This window comes from Microbulbifer sp. YPW16, from assembly GCF_021290385.1.
In the GTDB taxonomy this organism is placed as follows: domain Bacteria; phylum Pseudomonadota; class Gammaproteobacteria; order Pseudomonadales; family Cellvibrionaceae; genus Microbulbifer; species Microbulbifer zhoushanensis.
On record NZ_CP089928.1, the window covers coordinates 1922181 to 1945751 of the forward strand.

The window sequence follows — 23571 nt, forward strand, 5'->3', positions numbered from 1 at the left end:
GGTTTATTTTTCCGGCAATGCGGGGTCATACAGTTCAATCTTGGGACTCCAGCCCAGCCACTCCGGTTTCGCCTCCGGATATAGCGGATAGTGGCTGCCCGACACCACCTCGCGGCCCATCTCACCGGCCTCCGGCGTAGCGAAGGCAACACCGCCGGCCAGTAGTGCCTGCGTGGACTCGGTGTGCACATTCAGCCCCGTCTGCAGGCCAAAGTTGACCTCTACACCGCTGGCATTCCAGAACACCGTGTGCTCGCGTACCAGGGTCTGGTAACGGGGCTCGATATATACGTAGATGTATACACGGTCTGCCAGTTCCCCCAATTCGAAGCCGGTCACCTCACCCACCTGCACCTGGCGGTAGTACACCGGGCTGCCGGGCACCAGCGAGCCGCGCCGCGGCGCATTGAGGATAACCGTCAGTCCCGGTCGCATCATGGTGTCGGCCAGGTCTGGCCGCGGCGGCTCCGCCAGCGCGACAAATTCAGTCTGCGCCTCGCCCTCGCCCGGCTCCAGGGCGAGGTAACGACCGGTCACCAGGGTGTCCAGGTTGGCCACCTTGTCGATGCCGATTTCCGGCCCCACAACCCACATGCGGGTGCCGCTGCGGGCAAAGTGCTCGGCGCGCTGGTACAGCTTGGCATAGGCGATCACTTCCGACGCACTGTCCCCCAGGCGCAGGCGGGTAACCTCACCCACCTGCACACCCTTGTGCCGGATTGGCGCGCCGTCACGGAACCCCTCCGCCGAAGGCAGGGTGATGCGAATGCGCAGGCCTGCCTCGAGTGCCGACTCGCGGCTGCGGTAGAGATGGAAACGGTCGCCATCCTCCACCGGCCCCTTTTCGTCGCGCGCTCGCGGGTCACTGCCAAACGCGATCCCCCCGCGCAGCAATGACAGTAGCGAATCGGCCTGCACCTCGATACCACTGAGGCCTGCCTTGGCGCGCACGCCACTGACGTTCCAGAAACGGGTTCTGTGGTTCACCAGGTGTGCATAGCGGGGGTCGATTACCACATAGACCTCCACCCCATCGCCCTCGGGGTTCAGCTCCATGCCCTGCACTTTGCCCACCTCAATGCGCCGGTAATAGACACTGGCACCGCGCTGCAGGGAGCCCGGCGAGCGTGCAGTGAGGCGCAGGTGTAACCCCGGCACGCGGGGGTCCCGCGGTGGCGCCGACGCCTGGGCAGAAAAGGTCCGCTGCGAGCGCTGGCCGCGGCGCAGGTCCACCTCGATACGGTTGCCGGACAGCAGGTCGTCCAGCCCCGAGGAGATATCCAGGGTCGGCGGTGCCATCCAGAAACGGGTGTTTTCACTCAGCAGGTCATCGGTAATCGGGTCCATCAGGACCCGCACTTCCATTCCATCGATATTGCGACTGGCCTTGACCTCGCTCACCTCGCCCACCTTGATCCCCTGGTAGACCACGTTGGTGCTGCCGGGCGTGACATTGACCCCGCGATCAAAATTCAGGGTCACCTCGATACCGGCATCCGCTGCGGCAAAACTGCGATATAGCTTGAATTCACTGCCATTGACCGCCAGCGGCGACTGGCGCCGGGTTTCCGGGGTGTGGAAGCTGACCCCGCCGGCCACCAGTGCCGCCAGGGATTCCATGTTCACGGTGATGCCACTGATGCCGCCTTCCACCGACAGGCCCGAGCTATTCCAGAAACGGCTGCCGCGGTGTACCAGGTGCGCGTATTCCTGGCGGATAAACAGGTCCACCTCCACCTGGGAGTCGTCGTCGGCGAGCCGGTAGTCCTCTACCTGGCCAACCCGCAGCTGGCGGTAGTAAACCGGTGAACCGCGGTTGAGCGAGCCGAGCCGCGGGGCCTTCAGCACCACCCGCAGCCCCTCGCCACGCACGCTGGCGGGCGGTCGCTCGAGGGCGACAAACTCGCGTTTGCGTTCGCCACTGCCCGGCTCCATGCCGATATAGTTTCCCGATACGAGGGTTTCCAGGCCGCGCACGCCGGTGATCGAGAGCTCTGGCTTCACCAACCAGAAATTGGTGCCCTGCACCAGCAGGTACTCGGCGCTGCGATTGAATTCCACCTGGGCCAGCACACCGTCCTTGCCATCCAGCTCTGGCGCATTGGGCACCAGCTGGAAATCGCGCACCACCCCGATATCCACGCCCGCGTACTTGACCACGGTCTTGCCCTTGACCAGGCCCTCGCCGGAGGTAAACAGTATCTCGGTGCGGATATCACCGGAGGTAAAATCCTTGTAAACCAGCCAGCCGGCGATCAGTGCCGCCACCAGGGGTAGCAACCAGATTAATGGCAGGCCGCGGCTGCGCCTGACGACCGCCTGCTGTTCACGATGCGACTGTTCGTGGGGAAACTCCTCAGACATCCCCGGCCACTCCCTCTTCCGGTGGTTCTTTTATGATTGGGTCGCTCTTCTCTCCCCGCCGGCTTCCGGCTGCGGCGGGCGCGCGATGATCGGGCCCCGCATTCCTGTACGGATTCCCGTAATAGGTATCCCAGACCAGGCGCGGATCAAAACAGCGCACTGCCAGCATGGTGATCACCACCACCGAGGCAAACGCGGTGGCGCCGGGGCCGGCGGCCACACTGGCGACAGCCCCCATATCCACCAGCGCCACCAGAATCGAAATCATGAACAGGTCCAGAAGTGACCAGCGCCCGATAGCCGACACGATACGATAGGTGGTCATTGCCTGCGAGGGGTTGATCGGCAATCTGCCCTGCACCTGCAGCAGCAACAGTACCAGCCCCACCAGCTTCATCACCGGCACGGCGATACTGGCAATAAAGACAATCAGCGCGATGCCCCACAAGCCTGCGGTATAGAGCTGCATCACCCCACCGATGATCGTGGCCGGCTCGCCGGAGCCCAGGTAAACCACCGTCATTACCGGAAGGATATTGGCAGGTATCAACAATAGCGCGCCAGTAATGGTAAGGGCCCAGGTCAGCATCACACTTCCCTCGATCCGCCCATGCACCTTGCCGCCACAGCGCGGGCAGCGGCAGCCGCCGCCACCGCGCGGCAATGTCACCAGCCAGTGGCAACTCAGGCAGCAGGTACGTCCCTGTGACAGGGCCCTGTCCATAGTACTCATAACTGCTCCCCGGAGCCCACCAGCGGCCCCTCGCCCGGGGACGGGCCGGGAGCGCGCTTCCTGCGCCGCTCCAGCCGCGACCAGACCGCCTGCTGGTCGAAACTCAACGTGGTGAGGTTCGAGATCACCATCATTGCCACAAAGCTGTACAGGCCCGGCTCCACCTGCATCTTGCCCAGGTCACTCATCTTGATCAGCGCGACCAGCAGGCCCAGCATGTAGACATCCAGCATGCCCCACTCTTTCAGGTGCTGGTACCAGCGCACCGACCAGGTTACCGGGCGGTCCAGTAACCGCCAGTGGCAACCCAGGGAAATAAACCCGAGCAGGAGGAACTTGGCCAGCGGCGCGATCACACTGCAAAACAATACCAGCCCCGCCATCCACAGGTAGCCCTCGGCAAACAGCGCACGCACACCATTCAACAGCGTGTTTTCCGCACCGAATGCGAGAATGGAAAAACTCAGCAGCGGCAGGGAAAGGGAAGGGAAGAACAACAGCAGGCCGGTCAGGCTCAGGGCCGCCGTATGGTTGACGCTACCGCGGGGGTTGCGGTGCAGGGTCGCATTGCAGCGCGGACATTCCAGTTTGTTCCCGGGCGGCGCCACCGCATCACCCAGCACCTGGTCGCACTCATGGCAGGCGCGTTGCCGGCGGCTCCAGGGGACGTCAGGCGCATCCGCCATCCGGCGCCTCCCCTTGCCCAATTCTTTTGAATGATTGCTGCATCCGAATGGCCACCGCCTGCGTCTATTGAAAAAACGACGCCATTGTCGATCATGCCGGGACGCAGCAACGCCCCGCTGCACCGATGACCGCACATTCGCGTCGGTTTAACGAAGATATACCAAAATGCTGCCAGCGTCGCCTCGACGCTCACTCTGTGCACAGGTACACTCTCGCGACTGCTAAAACCGGGCTCGCGGGCCGTACAGACAGGCGCTTTCGGCATTCCCCATGGCGCTGCACCACCCGCAAAATGCGCCCGCCAGTGGGGAGACTGGCAGTGAGTTTGCAGCTTTGAGACCCGCCACAGGAAGTTGAGACAGATGAAAACGAAAGAATTCTCAAGGGCAGGCCGCGTTGCGGGCCCGCTGAAAAAAGTGCTCGCCGCAGCGATTATCAGTTTCGGTTCAATGCAGGCACAGGCGGATACCCTGTGGGAGATCTACCAGCTGGCGCTGGAAAACGACCCCCAGCTGGCCGCGGACCGCGCCGCCTATGAAGCCGGGCTGGAGGCCAAGAACCTGGGCCGCTCCGCACTGCTGCCGCAGATCAACGGTAGTGCAGAGGCCAACAATACCGACACCACTGCCACCCAGTTTGACTACACCTTTGGACCTACCGGGGTCATCGCCACTCCCAACAGCAGCGACACGGACGTGGACGAGCGCATCTACTCGGCGCGCCTCGACCAGGCCCTGTTCGATGCCAGCGCCTGGTTCGGTTACAAGCAGGGCAAGAAAGTCAGCGAACAGGCTGCTGCAGAATTCAGTGCCAACCAACAGGCAATGATGCTACGGGTGTCAGACGCTTACTTCGATGTGTTGCGGGCAGTGGACGACCTGGAAACCGCCCGCGCCGAAGAGGAGGCCCTGGCCCAGCAGCTCGAGCAGACCCAGCAGCGTTTCGAGGTGGGCCTGACCGCGATTACCGATGTCTACGATGCCCGCGCCGCCCACGATTCCGCCGTGGCCCGACTCTACGACGCCCAGGACATCCTGCTCAGCGCCTTCGACGCCCTGTCCGTACTGACCGGCCAGCACCACGACGATATCGCCCCGCTGAGCGAGACCTTTTCGGTGGCACCGCCGGAGCCGGTGGATCGCAGCGCCTGGGTGGATTTCGCCCTGGCCAACAACTTCGACCTGAAGGCGGCGCGCCTGAACGCCGAAGCCGCGCGCTACAATGCCCGCGCGGCAGCCAGCGAACACCTGCCCACGCTCACAGGCTCGGTGAGCTACCAGGATTTCCGCCGTGAGGGGGATTCCTCGACCACCGTCGCCGGTGAACCCACCGTCGACCTGCCCATCGACACTACCCGAGAGACTACGATTACGGCGGTGACGCTGAACGTGCCGATCTTCTCCGGTGGCCGTATCAGCGCCAGCCGCCGCGAGGCGCGCAACCTGTCCTTCCAGGCCGAGGACCTGCGCAACCTCGTCCAGCGCAGTACGATCCAGGATACCCGCACACTGCACCGCTCGGTGGTCACCGACGTATCCCGTGTTAACGCGCGCAAGCAGGCCATCATTTCCGCCCGCAGCGCCCTGGACGCCACCCAGGCCGGCTATGAGGTGGGCACGCGCAATGTGGTCGACGTGCTGCTGGCACAGCAGACCCTGTTCCAGGCCCGCCGGGATTATTCCGCTTCGCTGTACAGCTACATCCTCAATACCCTGCGTCTCAAGCGCGCTGCCGGCCTGCTGGCACCCAAGGACCTGCAGGACCTGGAAACCCGCCTGAACCCGGGCAGCGCCGTTTCACGCGCCATCGCACGCCAGGGCGCCTCCATGCCGCTGGGCGGCAGCCAGGACACCGTAGAGCCGACCAGCCCGGCCGCGATCGAGGAGTCTGCCGAGGAGCCCGGCACGTCCCCCAACTAAAACCCGGTCGGCGCGCCATTCCCCGGCCGCCGACCTGATCAGGGACCTGCGACGGCATCCACCTCATTGACCAGCCGCTGCAGGGCCCCGGTATTTTCCGTCGCCACCTGCCGCCCGCGGGCGCCTGCAGCGCGTCTTTCCTCTTCATCCTCCAGCCATGCTACGACCTGCGCAGCCATCTGCGGCGCGTTTTCCGCCACCTGCAGGGCCCGGGCCTCGCGCAGCAACGCAGCCACGCGGGAGAAGTTATGCAGGTGCGGACCACAGATCACCGGCACGCCCCAGGCGGCCGGCTCGATCATGTTGTGCCCCCCCACCGGCACCAGGCTGCCACCGACAAATGCCACGTCACAGGCACCGTAAAACCGCAGCAACTCTCCCATGGTGTCACCCAGAAGCACCTGGTCCGAGCCGGCAGGCACCCCACCATCACTGCGGCGCGCCAGGGAAAAACCGCGATCACGGACCAGCTGTGCCACGCTGTCGAAGCGCTGCGGGTGTCGCGGTACCAGTACCAGCAGCAGGTCCGGAAAACGCCGTTGCACTTCGGCGAAGGCGTCCAGCACCGTGGCCTCCTCACCATCGTGGGTGCTCGCCGCCAGCCAAACCGGGCGCGTGCCCCCCGGGCCGGCTGCGCGCCACTGGTGCGCGAGGGCCTGGGCCTCGCTGGACAGGCCCAGGTCGATATTGAGATCGAACTTGATATTGCCCACCGCAACGATGCGCGCCTCATCCAGGCCCAGCTCGACAAAGCGCCGCGCATCCTCCGGGTACTGGGCCACCACACGGGTCAGGTGACCCAGCATCTTTGCGGCCAGGCGGGCAAAGCGCGCGTAGCCCTGTGCCGACTTGTCGCTCAGGCGCGCATTGGCCAGCACCACCGGCACCTTGCGCCTGGCACAGGCCGACAGCAGGTTCGGCCACAGCTCGGTCTCCATGATCACCAGCATCCGCGGCCGCAGCGCCGACAGGAAGCGCCGGTGATATTCGGGCAGGTCGTAGGGGAGGTAGTAATGCAGCAGGCGACCGCCCAGCAGCGGTCGCATCGCAGACTCGACCCGCTCGGAGCCGGTCGGGGTGGTGGTGGTGACCAGCCACTGCCAGTCAGGGTGGCGGGCTGCCAGCTGCTCGATCAACGGCACCGCGGCGAGGGTCTCCCCCACGGAAACCGAATGCACCCATACCAGCGGGCGCCGGCTGGCCCTGCGCGGCACCCGTCCCAGGCGTTCGCGCCAGCGCTGCCGGTAGGCGGGCATGGTGCGCCCGCGCCACCAGAGGCGCAGCAGGATAAACGGCAGGGCGAGGCGTAATAGCCAGGTGTAGAGGAACTGCATGCAGGTGTCGGGATCCCGGGTTGAACTTGCTGGAAAAGCGGCATTTTAACTGTCCGCGACCGGCACGTCGCCCACCGCGACAGACGCCGTGCGGGAACCCTACCGCTGAGACTTGAACAGGGCCGGGGGATGGACTGCCCCGGCCGGGAGGGAAGTCAGGAATTCACGCCGCGGTAAAACTGCGATTCTGCCCCGAGGGCACCGCAGGCCATACCGGCGGAGCGGCAGGCACGCAGCCAGGCGCGCGCACGCTGCCGGCTGATAGCGACACCCAGCACACATACCAGCGAGGCATTCAGCAGCTGCACCATCGCTGATGCGAAAACCATCCCGCGACTGCGCCCGGCGAGCACTTTCTGGCGCGCCAGCGTAATACCTACCGAATACTTGCGCCGCGACAGCCAGCGGATGGTGGCCCGGCATTCCGGCACATCCTCGTACACCACCGCCTCGGCGCAGTGAAATATCGACATGCCCTGCAGGTTGGCCTCGGTAAAGAACAGGACATCCTCACCGCCGGCAAACGGCCGGTTTTCATCGAAACGCAGACCCAGCCTGGCAATTTCAGCCATTGGCATCAACACGTTATTGGTGGCGCAGTACGGCAGGCGCTCACCGGTGCGGCGACGCTTGCGGGAAAAGAACATGGAATAGTAATCGGGGGCCGCGGCGGGCATCAGGCTGATCACGCTGCCACACACCACCGTGTTGCCACCGGCGTCGTGGGCGAAGCCATAGAGTTTCTGCAGCCAGTCGCCGGCAACCCACTCATCGTCGTCGATAAATACCAGGTAATCGGCCCCCTTTGCCTGCGCCTCGTCCAGGCAGCGGTTGCGGGCAAAGGGAATTCCCCGACGGGACTCGGCGGCATACACAAGTGGCAGCGGGAAAGAGGGCTCGACTTCCTCCACCACCGGCCGGGCGCTCTCGGCGGGATCGTTGTCGACTACCGTAACCGAGACCTCCAGTGACTCGGGCAGCTCCATCGCGGCCAGGCTGGCGAGCGCGCGGCGCAGTAACTCGGGCCTGTGGCAAGTGCAGATACAGATATCGAGATGGGGATGCAACGTAAACTCCAGTCACTGACCATGCCCCGGGACAGCACCTGCCGGGCGGGAAGTTGGCAGCCTATACCCCATTGCCGGGGATGTCTATAATACCCGGCTTTGCACTGCGGATGGCGGCGCATCCCCCCTGTACCGACCGTACGGACAGGGAAGTGCCAGGCTGCAAACGCCAGCCAGCCCTGCTCACCCAGAATAACGAGGCCCCGATGAAAGTCATGCAGTTGCTGCCAGCGCTGAATTCCGGTGGCGTTGAGCGGGGAACCCTGGACCTGGCGCGCGCACTGGTGGCGGCCGGGCACGAATCCGTCGTGGTTTCCAGTGGCGGCCGGATGGTGGAGCAGCTGGAACTGGAGGGCTCCCGCCACCTGTCCCGCCCCATCCACCGCAAGTCCCTGCTCAGCCTGCGGGAAGTGCGCCCGCTGCGGGAGCTGATCCGCGCCGAACAGCCGGACATACTGCACGTGCGCTCCCGGATACCCGCCTGGCTCACTTATTTTGCCTGGAAGAAGCTGCCGGCCGGAAACCGCCCGCGCCTGGTAAGCACGGCCCACGGTCTCTATTCCGTCAACCGGTACAGCGCCATTATGGCCCGCAGCGAACAGGTAATCGCTATCTCCGGGTGTGTCCGCGACTACCTGGTGGAGCACTACAGCCGTTACCTGCAGCGCCCCCCGGAAATTATCTACCGCGGCGTCGACACCGCTGAGTTTCACCCCGGCCTCCAGCCACCCGAGGGCTGGCGCGAATCGGTCGAGGCAGAGTTCCCGGCATTGCGCGACCGGCGCTGGCTGTTGCTGCCTGGCCGCCTGACCCGCTGGAAGGGCCAGGAAGACTTCCTGCAGCTCCTGGCCGAGCTGGACCGGCACGACCTGCACGGGGTAATCCTGGGTGGCGCCGAGCCCAACAAACAACATTACGCGGAAGAGCTGCGCCAGCGAGCCCGGGCGCTGGGGCTCGATGGGCGGGTGTCATTTGTGGGACAGCGCAGCGATATCCGCTACTGGTACAGCGCCGCAGCCCTGGTCTACAACCTGTCAAAACGTCCCGAACCCTTCGGAAGAACCGTTATCGAGGCGGCGGCGATTGGCACCCCCATAATCGGCTACGACATCGGCGGCCCGGCGGAATCCCTGAGCGCCTGCTTCCCCGAAGGGCTGGTGGCAAACGGCAGCATCGCCGGACTGCGGGAAAAGACGCTGGAACTACTGGAAAGCGACGCCCGGCCGGTGTTGCAACGGGACTTTACCCTCGCTACCCAGGCCGAGAACACCCTGTCGCTCTACCGTGGACTGCTGGCCGAATCGGGGCGGGACGCAACATGATTGACCTCAGCGGCCAAAAGCCATTCGCCAGCGGCGGCAACCGCCACTGCTATCGCCATCCGTCCGATGCCGGGAAGTGCGTCAAGGTCATGCGTACCGGTCGTATCGACGAACTGCGCAACCGCGCTCCGTGGTACAAGCGCCTGGCCGGCAACGACCGCTTCGACGACAACCTCCGTGAACTCGCGGGCTACCGGCAGCGCGCCCTGCGTCATGTGGGCGACAACAGCCCGGTCTGGCGTCACCTGGCCCGCTGGTACGGGCTGGTGGACACCAGCGAGGGCACCGCTGCCGTTTCCCAGCTGATCCTCGACGACAGCGGCAATCCGGCCCCCACGCTGGAAAGCTACCTGCAGCAGCACGGCCTGGACGCACCGATTACCGCCGCCCTGGAGCAGTTTGCCCAGTGGCTGTGGGAAACCCGCGTCCTGACCAAGAACATCCTGCCCCACAACCTGGTGGTGCGCATGCGGGACGGGACTCCGGAACTGGTCCTGATTGACGGACTCGGCCGGGCCACCCTGCTGCCTTTCCCGGAGTGGTTTGAATTCTCCAACAGGCACTACATCCAGCGGCGCATCCAGCGTATGTGGCGCCGCATACACTGGGAAGTGTCGGACAAATCCCTGTCCTGGAAAGAGGCGGAACGCCACAGTTAGGCCCTGACCACACGGTCCCCCCCTCCTTGCCGGCCCCGGGACCGGTCCCACCGCCTCCCTGATGGCCCCTCCCCCCGGCCAAGTCCATACTTACCAGTTCAGGGGTGGCGATCCCGGCAACAGTGCGGGCGCCTCCTGTCCAGTGCGTTTGCAGGGACCAGGTCGGAAAATGATCGTGCCAGTAATCATGGCCGGAGGCTCGGGCTCACGACTGTGGCCACTCTCCCGCCAGTTATACCCGAAACAGTTTCTTCCACTATTTGGCGAACAGACCATGTTGCAGGAAACCTGTGCCAGGCTGGCCGGGCTGGAGCATGAACCGCCGCTGCTGGTATGCGGGGAAGAGCACCGCTTTATGGTGGCCGAACAGTTGCGCGCCGCGGGCCAGCCCCACGGTGGCATCCTGCTGGAACCGGTCGGCCGCAATACGGCGCCGGCGGTGGCGCTGGCGGCACTGCAATGCCTGGCGGCGGGCAACGAGGACCCCCTGCTGCTGGTGCTGGCAGCGGACCATGTCATCCGGGATATCCCCGCCTTCCAGGGGGCGATTGATCGCGCGCGCCCCTGCGCCCAGCGCGGGCAACTGGTGACATTCGGGATTGTTCCCACCGGGCCGGAGACCGGTTACGGCTATATTCGCCGCGGCCCCGCCAGCGGGAGGGCATTCACGGTCGAGCAATTTGTCGAGAAACCGGACCGGGTAACGGCAGAGGGTTATGTGCGCAGCGGGGACTATTTCTGGAACAGTGGCATGTTTCTTTTCCGCGCCCGCCGCTATATCGAGGAGCTGCAGGCACATCGACCGGATATTCTCAGTGCCTGTGAGCGGGCCATGGCCTCTGCCCATGTGGATGTGGATTTTGTACGGCCGGATCGCGCCGCATTCCTCGAATGCCCGGATGAATCGATCGACTATGCGGTAATGGAGAAAACCCGCGACGCCGTGGTAGTTCCCATGGACTGCGGCTGGAGCGACGTGGGCTCCTGGTCGGCGTTATGGGAGGTCTCGGACAAGGACGGCAACGGCAACACGATCAAGGGTGACGTGATGATCGAGGACAGCCGCAACTGCTTTATCCAGAGTGACAGTAAGCTGGTCGCGGCGATCGGTCTCGACAACGTGGTGCTGGTCGAGAGTGACGATGCAATCATGGTGGCCGCCAAGGATCGCGTGCAGGAAGTCAAGAAAGTAGTGGAGAGGCTCAAGGCAGGCAACCGCCCGGAAGCCCGGATACACCGCAAGGTCTACCGGCCCTGGGGGTTCTACGATTCGGTGGATTCGGGCCAGCGATTCCAGGTAAAGCGGATCGTGGTTAACCCGGGGGCACAGCTAAGCCTGCAGATGCACCATCACCGCGCCGAGCACTGGGTCGTCGTATCCGGCACTGCCAGGGTGACCTGCGGGGAGGAAGAGTTACTGGTGACCGAAAACCAGTCCACCTACATCCCGCTGGGAGTGAAACACCGGCTGGAGAACCCGGGCACTATCCCCCTGGAGCTGATCGAGGTGCAGTCCGGCTCCTACCTGGGCGAGGATGACATTGTCCGCTTCGCCGACAAGTACTCCCGCAGCTGAGCCGACTAATCGCCCCGGCTACAGCGCCTCGAGAAAACGCCGGACCGAGGCCTGCCACTGAGCAATACCCCGTGCCAACCCTGCGGCATTTTCGCCCATCCGGCGAAGCTTATCGTCGTCCTCCAGCAGGGACAGGATATGGGCGGTGACGTCAGCCTGGTCAGCAGCATCGCACAACAGGCCCGTCTCGCCATCAACTACCGCATCTGCAGCGCCCCCATCGCGCCCCGCCAGCACCGGCACGCCGTACCAGTTGGCCTCACGGTAGACAATGCCAAAGCCCTCTACCGAATCACCTTCCCGCCGTGCCGGCATCACAAACAGGTCGGCACGGGAAAACAGCGCCGCCTTTTCCTCATCACTGACGCCTCCGGCAAAGTGGACATTGTCGGCAACGCCCTCGGATAGCGCGAGCTCCTCGAGCCGCGCGCGATCCTCACCCCTGCCGGCCACAATGTAGAGCAGGTCCGGGTGACGGCGGAGCAGTTCCGGCAGCGCGCGGATCACCGCGTCCACGCCCTTGCGTGGCTCCAGCCGTGCAAGTGTCAGCAGGACCGGCCCCCGCCCGCCAATGACTGCGTCCACCGTCTCGAGCTGGTCGGGGAGGGCCACGGGCTGCGGGCCAATTGGCGGATTGATCACCACCAGGCGCGTCTTTGCACTGAGATAGGGCCGGACCAGGTCGGCGGTATAGGCGGAGTTGGCGATCACTACACCTGCCCCAGAGAGGGCCTTGCGAATACGCGCGCGCTTGGCAGCATCGGGGTTGGCAGGGAATTCCATGCCGTGAGCCAACACCGCAAGTGGCACTCCCAGGTCAGACAGGAGCTCGGCACTCTTCCAGGAATCGGCAAACACCCCTTCGATGCCGCCTTTCCTGACCAGGGAGCGGACCGCCTGCGCCTTGCGACGTCGCCGCCACAGCTTCCAGCCGCCATAGACCCGCAGCTGGTAAGTGTCGCTGCGCGGCACCTCGCCGCCCTCGACACGGTCGGCGAGCACCAGCACCTCCCGCCCCGCGCGACCGAGATTGTCCGCCAGGCCCTCCATAAGAACCTCTATGCCCCCACGACGGGGCGGAAAGCACTGGGTTGTAATCAGGATCATGTTATCTCCGGGACGGTGCCGCCGGCTCGAATCGCTGGTCCGGTCTTCAGGTGGCAGCGGCGGCCTCAATCAATCGGGTGGCTGCGGCGCCTCAGCAACGCGCGCGCACAGGTTACCTGCTGGCCCAGGGGGGGGCGTGCATTCTCAATTGGCTGGCCGGCATCGGCCGTGCAGTCGGTTACCAGGCCCTGGTCGAGCAGCCGCTGCACTGCGGCGCGGACCTTGTTGGCCCGCCGGCGGCTGGGCAGCGGGATTACCCCCACCTGCGCCTGACTCTGCAAGGCCTCGAACAGCATCGACACACTGTCGCCGGTCACCCAGATGCGCTCAGCCTGCGCCAGTTGCTCCACCAGCCAGCCCGGGGGGCAGTCGCGCCAGTGGCAGAGTTCTGCCCCACTACCGGCGAGCCCCTCAAGCGTGCCGTCCGGCGTGCGGCGACTATCGGAAATTACCCATTGCAGCGGGGCCTGCAGCAACTGCTCCACCGTCGCCTGAACACCACCTGCATCCCAGGCAAAGTGCTTGCTGGGACCACCCAGCAGGATAAGCCCCCGCCCCGGGCGGACCTGGTCACCGGGCAATGGCTCGGTGAGTGCCCCCTGGCTGAGAATCACATTGGCCAGTGGTGGCGGCCGGTCATGCTCGGGAATGATGGCAAAATCGAACCAGCGCAGGGGCAGTGACGGGCGCATGATAACCACCACCTGGCCGCCGAACCGGCGACGCGCCATCAGCATCGGCAGGTGGCTGCGATGGCCTGCGCCGATGATCAGGTCCGGCTGCGGCAATTCCGCCAGGTGGGCGGGGAGCCCGTGACGCAACAGCGAAAACACCCCGACGGCGCCAATTTCGTGGCAATCAACCGCGTCGCCGGCACAGTCGCGCAGGCCGCTGACCAGGGCAGCACTCTGCTTCTCGTGCGCGCGGTTACCATCGAGAAAACGCCAGACTGTCAGCCGCAATTGGGAAACCCCGACTTAATGAATATAGGTACTGCGCCGCTCCGGGCGCGGGCGCTCATGCTAACCGATACCCCCGTCGTATTGAAGCCAGGCACAGGCCGGGCACAGCGTGGACTTGCTCTCGGGCAGCCCGTTATAATCGCAGCCCTGAATTTCGCCAATTGTCCCGGTCCCGGACTGGCCCGCTCGTGGTTCGGGCGCCGCCATTACCGTAAAACGGCTCGCCACAACGCCGACGGCTATCCACCCCTATGCGTATTATTCACGTCGACAATCACCAGCAACGCAAGTACGGCCATACGTCCGTCAGCTGGGCCCTCAAACTGTATACCGGCCTGGTCAGGGCCGGCCATAACGTACTCGCCTTCAGCGACCGGGACGTCGCCGCATTCGAAGCGCCGCTGCGCATCCGTGAGCTGGTGAGTCGCAAGAAGGTGAACCAGCGCCTGTTGCAGTCGGTGGAGGGATTCGAGCCGGACCTGGTGATCCTCGGCCACTGCGACCTGATCGACAATGAGACCTTTGCCGAAATCCGCCGTATGCGGCCGCAGACAGTGATCGCCGCCTGCAATAACGATCCGCTGTTCGTGCCCCGCAATTCGGACAATATCGCCAAACGCTGTGAAATCGCCGACGCCATGTTCGTTTCCACCGGCGTCGATGACCTGAAGCGCTATGAGGGCAGGCGGGCCAGCCTGTGGCATATGCCCAATCCCGTAGACCCCTCGGTCGAGACAGCCGACTGCAGCCAGCGGAGCGACCTGGAAGTGGACCTGCTGTTCTGCAGCAAGTCACAGGCGCACACGGAGCGCGGCAAGATTGCGCAGTACCTGAAAGAGCACCTGCCGCCCGACCTCAGGTTTCGCACGCCCGGCATGTTCGGCGAGCCGACCCTGTGGGGGCGCGACTACGACCGAATCCTGGCCAACAGCAAGATGGGGCTGAACCTGAACCGCCAGGAGGGTTACCAGTGGTATTCCTCGGCACGGATGGCACAACTGGCGGGCAACGGCGTACTGGTATTCACCCATGCCGCCGGCGCTTTTGACGAATTTATGCCCCCGGAAACCCTGGTCTATTTCGACAGTGAGGAATCTCTCCTGAAACGGATTGTCGAATTCCACTCCGACGACGACAAGCGCCGCCACTGGGCCAGCCGTTGCCGGGAATTTTTTCACCGCGAAATCAATAACACACTGTACGCCCAGTACATTGTCGAGTCCGCCATGAATTTGCCACACAGTCACAACTATGTCTGGATCAAGTAATACCATTCCCTCCCTCCACGGACTCTATCGCCAGCCCGAATCCCGATGGGTATCCGGGCTGCTCCATGTCGCCGGTGCCAGCCTGCTGTTGATGCTGGTGGGCTTTCACCTGCTGCCCGAGGTGGGGCGCATCCAGACCATCTTCTACCTGACCCTGATACCCTCAACCATCCTGCTGCTGGCCTGGCGCCGTGACTGGCGTTTCCTGCGCTCCTGGCAGTTTGCCTGCTTTATCAGCGTGCCGCTGGTCCTGGCCCTGTCGACGCTCTGGGCCGACCCCGCCAGTGCCACCGTCGAGCGGGAGGTCTCTTTTTATTTCAAGGTGCTGGTCTATTTTGTGCTCTTTTACTGCGCCCTCTACCTGGTAATGGAGCGGCGTGGTGACCAGATGGACGGACTCCTGCACCAGTGGCTGCGCTGGCTGATCGTGCTGGGCACAGTGTCCTGCGCCGCATCGCTGGTGGTTTACGGCCTCGATGGCGGTTTCAGCAAGCTGTATCGCATCGGCGGTATCTCGATGCAGAACAATATCGACAAGACGGCCATGCTGTATGGCTTTCATGTCCTGTTCTGCTGCTACGGCCTGTCGCTGGACTCCCGCCGCTGGCGCTGGCTGTCCTGGACCGGCCTGGGTCTAGGGTGTGTCTATATCGTCGTATCGCAGACCAAGATCCCTCTCGTGATGGCCGCCTTCGCCATTTGCCTGGCAGCAATGGTCAGCCGCTCACTGGTATTGCGGGTACTGGTCCTGCTCGGTGCCCTTGCGGCGCTGCCAGCCGCCTACCTGTTGCTGTTCGGCGACCTGCCACTGGTGCATCGCGGTGCCGCCTATTCCATCCGGCTGGAGCTCTGGGCCAGGAGCCTGGACCCATTCCTGGAATCGCCGTGGATCGGCACAGGACTGGTGCACAAACAGTTTATCGACGTGGCCGGAGTGTTGCCGCACCCGCACAATTACCTGCTGGACGTGGCCCGCTTTGCCGGCCTGCTGGGCGTGGCAGCCTGCCTCTGGCAGCTGGTCGCAGTGGCCTGGACCGGCCTGCGCCGCGAGCAGCTGCTAAGCTGGGTACCCGGCCTCTACCTGGTGTGGTTTGGATTCGGCGTGCTGGCTATGCTGATCTACGCCCAGCAGCCACTGGTGAAGCCCAGCTACATCTGGTTCTTCTACTGGATTCCGCTGGCGATCGTGCTGGTACGCCACCAGCTGTGCGACGCCCGGACCCGGGCCGACCGGGAAGTGAGCAGGCCGGATATTACCGACGCAGCGGTAGCCTGAGGCACCTTGCCAATCACCGGGCTGCCATGACACTGACCTGAACAGGACACCGTCTCGAGGATGAAAGTAACCGTATTCGGCACCGGCTATGTCGGGCTGGTGCAGGCCGCCGTGCTGGCGGAGTCCGGCAATAACGTGGCCTGTATTGATATCGATGCAGACAAGGTGGAGCGGCTGCGCCGGGGTGAAATCCCGATTTACGAGCCGGGACTGGCACCGCTGGTGGAAGAGAGCATTGCCAATGGCAACCTGTCCTTTTCCACTGACGCCGCGGAGGGTGTTGCCCATGGTGAGCTGATCTTTATCGCCGTGGGTACCCCACCCGATGAGGACGGTTCCGCCGACCTGCGCCATGTGCTCACGGTAGCCCGCACTATCGCCACCCACATGGACAGCAAGAAGTACATCATCAACAAGTCCACCGTGCCGGTTGGCACCGCGGACAAGGTCCGCGCCGCAGTGAGCGAAGTACTCGCCGAGCGCGGACTGGCCGAGCTGGAATTTGATGTCATCTCCAACCCGGAATTCCTCAAGGAAGGATCCGCGGTCGCCGACTGCATGCGCCCCGACCGCATCATCATCGGCACCTCCGAGAGAGAGTCCGAACACAAGCTGCGCCAGCTCTACGCGCCCTTTAACCGCAACCACGAGAAGATCCTGGTGATGGATGTGAAGAGCGCCGAGCTGACCAAGTATGCGGCCAACTGCATGCTGGCCACCAAGATCAGCTTCATGAATGAGATGGCGAATATCGCCGACCGGGTCGGGGCGGATATCGAGGCAGTGCGCCGCGGCATCGGTTCGGACCCCCGTGTCGGCTACCAGTTTATCTATGCCGGCATCGGCTACGGCGGCTCCTGCTTTCCCAAGGACGTCAAGGCGCTGATCAACTCCGCCGGGCAGCTGGGGCTCTCCACCGAAATACTGTCGGCAGTGGAATCCCGCAATAACAGCCAGAAGTATTACCTGCTGGACAAAATTGACGCCCATTTCGGCGGCAATGTGAAAGGCAGGACCTTCGCCCTGTGGGGCCTTTCGTTCAAGCCCAATACCGACGATATGCGCGAGGCTCCCAGCCGCGTCCTGATGGAGGGCCTGTGGGAGCGCGGGGCGCGGGTGCGCGCCTTCGACCCGGAGGCCATGGACGAATGCCGCCGCATATACGGCGAGCGGGAAGACCTGGAGCTGTGTGATTCCCGCGATGCGGTACTCGAGGGTGCCGATGCCCTGGTCGTCGCCACCGAATGGCAGCAGTTCAAGGCGCTGGATATCGCCACGGTAAGGGACACCCTGCACGAGCCAGTGATTTTCGACGGCCGCAACCAGTACGAACCGCAAGATATGCGCGCTGCCGGTTTCCACTATTACTGTGTCGGCAGGCCCGACACCACGTCTTAGCGAAGCCAACCCCGCAGACAAAAAAAAGCCCGGGCAATCCCGGGCTTTTTTTGCGCTGAAATCAGCAGCACACTCTTCCTGGCAATTCGCGCCGCTGGCTTCAGGCGATTCTTGCCTCAAGCGGCGCCGGCGTATCAGCCACATCGGTAAGCCAGCCGGCGTGGGCCGGGCTGCGTCCCTGCACCACATCAAAGTAAAGTTCCTGCAGCTGCCGCGTAATCGGCCCCCGCCGGCCCGCACCGATGGTGCGGCCATCCAGCATGCGGATGGGCAGCACTTCAGCAGCGGTGCCGGTAAAGAACGCCTCGTCGGCGATATACACCTCATCCCGCGTGATGCGCTTTTCCACCACCCGGTAACCGCACTCGTGGGCCAGCTCGATCACCGAGCTGCGGGTGATGCCATCCAGGCAGGAGGTCAGCTCGGGGGTGTAGAGCACACCGTCACTGACGATAAAGATATTCTCGCCACTGCCCTCGGCCACATAGCCCTCCGGGTCCAGCAGCAGCGCCTCCTCACAGCCGTTGCGCACCGCCTCCTGCAGGGCCAGCATGGAATTGATGTAATTGCCGTTGGCCTTGGCCTTGCACATGCTGATATTCACATGGTGGCGCGTGTACGAGGAGGTATTGACCTTGATCCCCAGCTCCCGCGCTTCCGGTGTCATGTAACTCGGCCATTCCCAGGCCGCGACAATTACGTGGGTCTGCAGCGCGTCGGCGCGCAACCCCATACCCTCGGAGCCGTAAAACACCATCGGGCGCAGGTAGGCCTCGCGCAGGTTATTCTCACGCACAACAGTGCGCTGCGCCTCATTGAGCTGTTCCGCATCAAAGGGCATCGGCATGTTCATGATCTTGGCAGAACGGAACAGGCGACGGGTGTGGTCGTGCAGGCGGAAGATACTGGTGCCGCCCCCCGCCTGGGCACCCGGGGTCTGGTAGGCGCGCACGCCTTCGAAAACCCCCATTCCGTAGTGCAGTGTGTGGGTGAGGACATGGACCCGGGCATCCCGCCAGGGAACCAGCTCACCATCGAACCAGATAAGGCCGTCGCGATCGGCAAAAGACATGGGTAACTCCTACAAATCCAAAAATCCGGATTGCTGAAAAACAGTTTAATCATTGCGCAGCAGCAACGGGCCCCGGCGAGGACAATCAGCCGAGAATTTGCTGCCAGCTTGTTTGAACGGTCTTTCTTTCCGCTTCGAACTGGTCACCGTTAACAACTCCCGGCAGCTGTTGTAATGCCAGGCGATGACCCTCAGATCGGTAGGCTTTGTAGGCGTCGATCATTTGTCCGGCTTGGTGGGCCGACATCAGGCCTGCCTCAATGAGGCTTTCGAGAATGCGGATATTATCGGTGAACCGCACGATCGAGGGCGCCTTGTGCGCCCAGGCCAATGTGGAATATTGAACCAAAAACTCGATATCGACAATACCGCCCGGGCCCTGCTTGAGATCGAATTCCTGATCGTTGCTCTTATCGAGATGGGTGCGCATTTTATCGCGCATGGCCACCACTTCCTTACGCAGTTCCTGCTCATCGCGCCGCTCACAAAGCAACGCGTTGCGCAGCTCCCCGAAGTCATGGCAGAGCCGTTCACTGCCCGCCACCGGGCGCGCCCGCACCAGGGCCTGGTGCTCCCAGGTCCAGGCACTCTCGCGCTGGTACTTCTCGAACGCCGCCAGCGAGGTCACCAGCAGGCCGGAGTTACCGGAGGGCCGCAGGCGGGTATCCACCTCGTACAGCGGGCCACTGAGGGTGCGGGTCTGCAGGATATGGATCAGGCGCTGGGCCAGGCGGGTATAGAAGCTCAGGCTGTCGATACTGCGCTCACCATCGGTCATACCCTGGCCGTCGGCATCGTGCACGAACACGATATCCAGGTCGGACCCATGCCCAAGCTCCAGCCCACCCAGCTTGCCATAGGCGATGATCGCAAAGCGCATGTCCTCCACCGAGGCACCAGCGGGCACACCGTGCTTTTCCGTCACCTGGTGCCACGCCTGTTGCAGCGCCTGCTGCAGGATCGCCTCCGCCAGCCAGGTCAGGGAATCGCTGACCTTCATCAGTGGCAGGGCGCCGCTCACTTCCTGGGCGGCGATTCGCAGGCTCTGGCTCTGCTTGAAGTGGCGCAGGGCCTCCATCTGTGCCTCGAGATCATCGCGATCCACGCGCAGCATTTCCCGGCGCAGCTCGTCGGCAATATCCTCTTTCGAGGCAGGCGCCAGCAGCCGGCGGGAATCCAGCAGCTCGTCCAGCAGGATCGGGTGCCTGGCGAGCTGCTCGGCAATCCAGGGACTGGCGGCACACAGGCGCAGCAGCTGGGCCAGTACCGGCGGGTTTTCATTGACCAGCACCAGGTAGGCGCTGCGGCGCAGCACCGCACGCACCAGCGGCAGCACCCGCCGCAGCGCCAGCAGCGGCTCGGCTTCCTCTGCTGCCGCCGCCAGCAACAGCGGCATAAACTGGTCGAGGCGCTGCCGCGCCGCCGTGGGCAGGGCCGCAACGATACGGGCACCTCCCAGGTCCGCCAGCAATTCCAGGGCCTCTTGCTCCGGGGTAAAGCCTGCCTCGCGCAGGCTGGCGAGGTTCACTTCCTCGCTGTCGTCGGCGGTACAGGTTCCCCAGAGGCTCTGCCATTCCTCTGCGGCATCCGCCTCGGCAATTTCCTCGGGCGGTGCGATCACCTGGTCGAACTCGCGCTGGATGGTTGTGCGCGCTTCGAGCAGGGCCTGCTCCAGCCCCTCCCAGTCGCCGTAACCCAGGGCGAATGCCAGCCGCGCACGGGCCTCGTCGTCGCGCGGTAGCGTCTGCGTCTGCTGGTCGCGCTCCGCCTGCAGCCCGTGCTCCACCCGGCGCAGCAGCAGGTAGGCATCCGCCAGCTCTTCCGCCACCCCCTGCTCCAGGTGTCCCTCGCTCTCCAGGAGTGGCAGCAGGCGCAGCAGGTTGCGCTCCCGCAATGCCGGCTCGCGACCGCCACGGATCAGCTGGAACGACTGCACGATAAATTCAACCTCGCGGATGCCGCCACGCCCCAGCTTGATATTGTCCGCCAGGCCGCGGGCGCGCACCTGCCGCTGGATTAGCGCCTTCATCTCGCGCAGGGCGTCGATGGCGCTGAAATCGATATAGCGCCGGTAGGTGAACGGCCGCAGCATTTCCATCAGTGCCGCGCCGATCTCCTCGTCGCCGGCGATCGGTCGAGCCTTCACCATGGCGAAGCGCTCCCACTCGCGCCCCTGGGTCTGGTAGTAATCCTCCAGTGCGGCGAAGTGGCTCACCAGCGGCCCGCTGTCCCCGTATGGGCGCAGGCGCATATCCACCCGGAATACAAAGCCATCGGCGCTGATCGCGTCGAGGGAGCGGATCAGGTTCTGGCCCAGGCGCTGGAAGAATTTCTGGTTTTCCACCGGGCGCTCACCGTCGGTTTCCCCCGGCTCCGGGTAGGCGAAAATCAGGTCGATATCCGAGGACAGGTTGAGCTCCCGCGCCCCCAACTTGCCCATCCCCAGCACCACCATCGACTGCGCATTGCCGTCGCCGTCCCGCGGTTCACCATAGCGCGCCGCCAGCTGGCGGTGGTGCCAGGCCAGGCCCACCCGGGTGCAGGTTTCTGCCAGGTCGGTCAGGCGGCCACAGACACGGGGAATATCCCACTGCCCGGCGAAGTCACGCCAGATCACCTCGGCAATCACGCGATTGCGCAGGCGGCGCAGGCTCCGGTCCAGCCCTGCGTCGTCGGCGGCGTCATCCAGCCCGGATTCGTCCAGGCCCAGGTCGTCCCGGCCCAGCAGCTCCGGCAGGAGTTCTGGTACGCGGCAGCACTGGTCGAGGAAAAAGTCGGACCCCACAAAGGCCCGGCAGACTGCCTGCTGCAGGGTCTCACTGTCCGCCATGGCCTCCTCGGCCCGGGCAAGGGCGGACTCGCCTGCGGCGTCGGCCCAGCGCTGCCAGCGCTCGCGAAACAGTGGCTGCAGGGCGTCGGGGCACAGTCGGGCATCGGCCATGGGAAGTCTCATCGTTAGAATGCTTCAGGTAGAAAGTCTTGCAGAAATCCCTGTGCGGGCATGTATCAGAAGGCGATATCCGGCGGCGGTGCCACCCGCAGCACCTCGGAAACGGTGGTGATCCCCGCCGCCACCTTGCGCGCCCCGGAGAGTCGCAGGCTGTTCATGCCCTCGCGCATGGCGCGATGGCGTACCTGCTGCAGGTCGCAGTCATGGGTCACCAGGGCCTGGATGGCTTCACTGAACGGCAGGATCTCGTAGATGCCCTGGCGACCGCGATAGCCGGTATTGCGACACTCCAGGCAGCCTTCGGGACGATAAACGGTTTCCGGGCGCGGCGCCTTCCAGGGGCGGGTCAGCGCCAGCCAGTCTTCCTCGCTCACCGTATCCGGCTGCTTGCACGCGGGACACAGGGTACGCACCAGGCGCTGCGCCATTACCCCCAGCACGGTGGACTTCAGCAGGTAGTGGGGCAGGCCCAGGTCCAGCAGGCGCGTAACGGCAGTGGGCGCATCGTTGGTATGCAGGGTGGAAATCACCAGGTGCCCGGTCAGGGCCGCCTGTACCGCCATCTGGGCAGTCTCCAGGTCACGGATCTCACCCACCATGATGATATCCGGGTCCTGGCGCATCAGCGTGCGGATGCCGGCGGCAAAGTCCAGGCCGATACTGTGGTGTACCTGAGTCTGGTTGAAGGTCTCCTCCACCATCTCGATCGGGTCCTCGATGGTGGAGACATTCACCTCGCTGGTGGCCAGTTGCTTGAGGCCGGTATACAGGGTGGTGGTCTTGCCCGAGCCGGTGGGGCCGGTAACCAGTACGATGCCGTTGGGGCGCCCCAGCATGGCCTGCCAGCGCGCCAGGTCCTCGCCCCCCAGGCCCAGGTCGCTGTAGGAGCGGGCCAGCACCTCGGGGTCGAAGATCCGCATTACCAGCTTCTCGCCGAAGGCCGTGGGCAGGGTGGACAGGCGCAGCTCCACCTCGCTGCCATCGGGGCGCTTGGTCTTGATCCGGCCGTCCTGGGGCTTGCGTTTCTCCGCCACATTCATCCGGCCGAGAATCTTCAGGCGGCTGGTGACGGCGGCATTCACCTGGTCGGGAAACTCGTGGATCGGGTGCAGCACCCCGTCGATACGGAAGCGGATACGGGCCATCTCGCGGCGCGGCTCGATATGGATATCACTGGCCCGCTGGTCGAAGGCATGCTGCAGCAGCCAGTCGACGATATTGACGATATGCTGGTCGTTGGCCTCGGGGTCCTTGAGGTTACCCAGTTCCAGCAGCTGCTCGAAGTTGCCGGCGCCGGAGCTGCCCTTGAGGCCACTGGCGCCGGAGATGGAGCGGGACAGCGAATAGAACTCCACACAGTAGCGCTGGATGTCCGCCGGGTCCGCCACCACCCGGCGCACGCTGCGACCACTGGTGTGTTCCAGCTGGTCCTCCCAGCCGGCGGTGAAGGGCTGGGCCGTGGCCACCAGCAGGCTGTCCTTGTTTGCCTCCACACAGAGGATTTCGTGGCGCTTGGCGAACTGGAAGCTCATCACCTCGGTCACCGACGCCACGTTAATCTTGAGCGGGTCGATATGGTAGACACTGTGGCCGGCACTCTCCGCCAGCCAGTCCGTGAGCACTGCCGCCGAGAGCACTTTGCCCGGGACCTGGCGGTTCTCCAGTTCACAGCTGGCGATATAGCTGAGCGGGTGCATCTGGGCCTGCTCGGCGCTGCGCGGCGTGCCGATCAGGCGGTTGGCGTCCTCGCGGCTCACCAGCCCCTGTTCCACCAGGTCCTCCAGCAACCCCCGCAGGTCCAGGATCCGGTCCGCCATTTTTCCCGCCACTTTTCCCGACGCCATGGGACAACCCCTTCATCTATATTCTTGTCTGTG

At 64.2% G+C, this 23571-nt stretch carries 17 protein-coding genes; 7 read left to right on the plus strand and 10 right to left on the minus strand.

Annotated elements, in window-relative coordinates:
* Positions 1-3: 3 nt before the first annotated feature.
* The 3 genes from LVE68_RS08090 to LVE68_RS08100 are packed head-to-tail and all read right to left on the minus strand — an operon-like array spanning position 4 to position 3783.
* A complete protein-coding gene (locus tag LVE68_RS08090; protein WP_233006521.1) occupies positions 4-2364 on the minus strand; it encodes a PqiB family protein in 2361 nt (786 codons plus the stop codon).
* Positions 2357-3097 (minus strand): paraquat-inducible protein A, encoded by a 741-nt coding sequence (locus LVE68_RS08095; protein WP_233006522.1) that lies wholly within the window; start codon positions 3095-3097, stop codon positions 2357-2359. The genes LVE68_RS08090 and LVE68_RS08095 overlap by 8 nt, the downstream gene beginning before the upstream one ends.
* Positions 3094-3783: a paraquat-inducible protein A gene (locus LVE68_RS08100; protein WP_233006523.1), complete on the minus strand. Its 690-nt coding sequence runs from the start codon at positions 3781-3783 to the stop codon at positions 3094-3096. Before LVE68_RS08100 ends, LVE68_RS08095 begins: the two co-directional genes overlap by 4 nt.
* A 363-nt stretch (positions 3784-4146) precedes the next feature.
* Between LVE68_RS08100 and LVE68_RS08105 the strand changes: the two genes are divergently transcribed.
* Positions 4147-5703 (plus strand): TolC family outer membrane protein, encoded by a 1557-nt coding sequence (locus tag LVE68_RS08105; RefSeq protein ID WP_233006524.1) that lies wholly within the window; start codon positions 4147-4149, stop codon positions 5701-5703.
* Between the two features lie 38 nt (positions 5704-5741).
* On the opposite strand, the gene waaA is transcribed toward LVE68_RS08105, so the two are convergent.
* Positions 5742-7037 (minus strand): lipid IV(A) 3-deoxy-D-manno-octulosonic acid transferase, encoded by a 1296-nt coding sequence (waaA, locus tag LVE68_RS08110; protein ID WP_233006525.1) that lies wholly within the window; start codon positions 7035-7037, stop codon positions 5742-5744.
* Between the two features lie 155 nt (positions 7038-7192).
* Positions 7193-8104, minus strand: coding sequence for a glycosyltransferase family 2 protein (locus LVE68_RS08115; RefSeq protein ID WP_233006526.1), 912 nt, complete (start codon positions 8102-8104; stop codon positions 7193-7195).
* Positions 8105-8256: 152 nt separating this feature from the next.
* Here LVE68_RS08115 and LVE68_RS08120 point away from each other — a divergent pair, with 152 nt between their 5' ends.
* The 3 genes from LVE68_RS08120 (at position 8257) to LVE68_RS08130 (ending at position 11661) form a co-directional block, all read left to right on the plus strand.
* Complete coding sequence (locus LVE68_RS08120; RefSeq protein ID WP_233006527.1) at positions 8257-9426, plus strand: glycosyltransferase family 4 protein; 1170 nt, start codon at positions 8257-8259, stop codon at positions 9424-9426.
* Positions 9423-10085 carry a YrbL family protein gene (locus tag LVE68_RS08125; RefSeq protein ID WP_233006528.1) on the plus strand — a complete coding sequence of 221 codons (663 nt, stop codon included), beginning with the start codon at positions 9423-9425 and terminating at the stop codon, positions 10083-10085. Before LVE68_RS08120 ends, LVE68_RS08125 begins: the two co-directional genes overlap by 4 nt.
* Positions 10086-10254: 169 nt before the next feature.
* Positions 10255-11661, plus strand: a complete 1407-nt coding sequence (locus tag LVE68_RS08130) for a mannose-1-phosphate guanylyltransferase/mannose-6-phosphate isomerase (RefSeq protein ID WP_233006529.1) — start codon at positions 10255-10257, stop codon at positions 11659-11661.
* 18 nt (positions 11662-11679) lie between these two features.
* On the opposite strand, the gene LVE68_RS08135 is transcribed toward LVE68_RS08130, so the two are convergent.
* Positions 11680-12768, minus strand: coding sequence for a glycosyltransferase family 4 protein (locus LVE68_RS08135; RefSeq protein ID WP_233006530.1), 1089 nt, complete (start codon positions 12766-12768; stop codon positions 11680-11682).
* 65 nt (positions 12769-12833) lie between these two features.
* Positions 12834-13730, minus strand: a complete 897-nt coding sequence (locus LVE68_RS08140) for a mitochondrial fission ELM1 family protein (protein WP_233006531.1) — start codon at positions 13728-13730, stop codon at positions 12834-12836.
* A gap of 251 nt (positions 13731-13981) precedes the next feature.
* On the opposite strand from LVE68_RS08140, the gene LVE68_RS08145 reads away from it, so the two are divergent.
* From LVE68_RS08145 to LVE68_RS08155, 3 genes are read left to right on the plus strand one after another with little or no spacing between them, the layout of a single operon-like run.
* Positions 13982-14998 carry a glycosyltransferase family protein gene (locus tag LVE68_RS08145; RefSeq protein WP_233006532.1) on the plus strand — a complete coding sequence of 339 codons (1017 nt, stop codon included), beginning with the start codon at positions 13982-13984 and terminating at the stop codon, positions 14996-14998.
* Positions 14982-16274: an O-antigen ligase family protein gene (locus LVE68_RS08150; protein ID WP_233006533.1), complete on the plus strand. Its 1293-nt coding sequence runs from the start codon at positions 14982-14984 to the stop codon at positions 16272-16274. The genes LVE68_RS08145 and LVE68_RS08150 overlap by 17 nt, the downstream gene beginning before the upstream one ends.
* A 60-nt stretch (positions 16275-16334) precedes the next feature.
* Positions 16335-17672 carry a UDP-glucose dehydrogenase family protein gene (locus LVE68_RS08155; RefSeq protein WP_233006534.1) on the plus strand — a complete coding sequence of 446 codons (1338 nt, stop codon included), beginning with the start codon at positions 16335-16337 and terminating at the stop codon, positions 17670-17672.
* A 100-nt stretch (positions 17673-17772) separates the two neighbouring features.
* Here the strand turns inward: LVE68_RS08155 and LVE68_RS08160 are convergent, their stop codons facing one another.
* The 3 genes from LVE68_RS08160 to LVE68_RS08170 form a co-directional block, all read right to left on the minus strand.
* Complete coding sequence (locus LVE68_RS08160) at positions 17773-18744, minus strand: branched-chain amino acid transaminase (RefSeq protein WP_233006535.1); 972 nt, start codon at positions 18742-18744, stop codon at positions 17773-17775.
* Between the two features lie 85 nt (positions 18745-18829).
* The gene (glnE, locus tag LVE68_RS08165) at positions 18830-21685 is read right to left on the minus strand and encodes a bifunctional [glutamate--ammonia ligase]-adenylyl-L-tyrosine phosphorylase/[glutamate--ammonia-ligase] adenylyltransferase (RefSeq protein WP_233006536.1); all 2856 of its coding nucleotides are present in this window, start codon (positions 21683-21685) and stop codon (positions 18830-18832) included.
* A gap of 65 nt (positions 21686-21750) precedes the next feature.
* Positions 21751-23538 (minus strand): GspE/PulE family protein, encoded by a 1788-nt coding sequence (locus LVE68_RS08170; RefSeq protein ID WP_233006537.1) that lies wholly within the window; start codon positions 23536-23538, stop codon positions 21751-21753.
* Positions 23539-23571 lie beyond the last annotated feature (33 nt).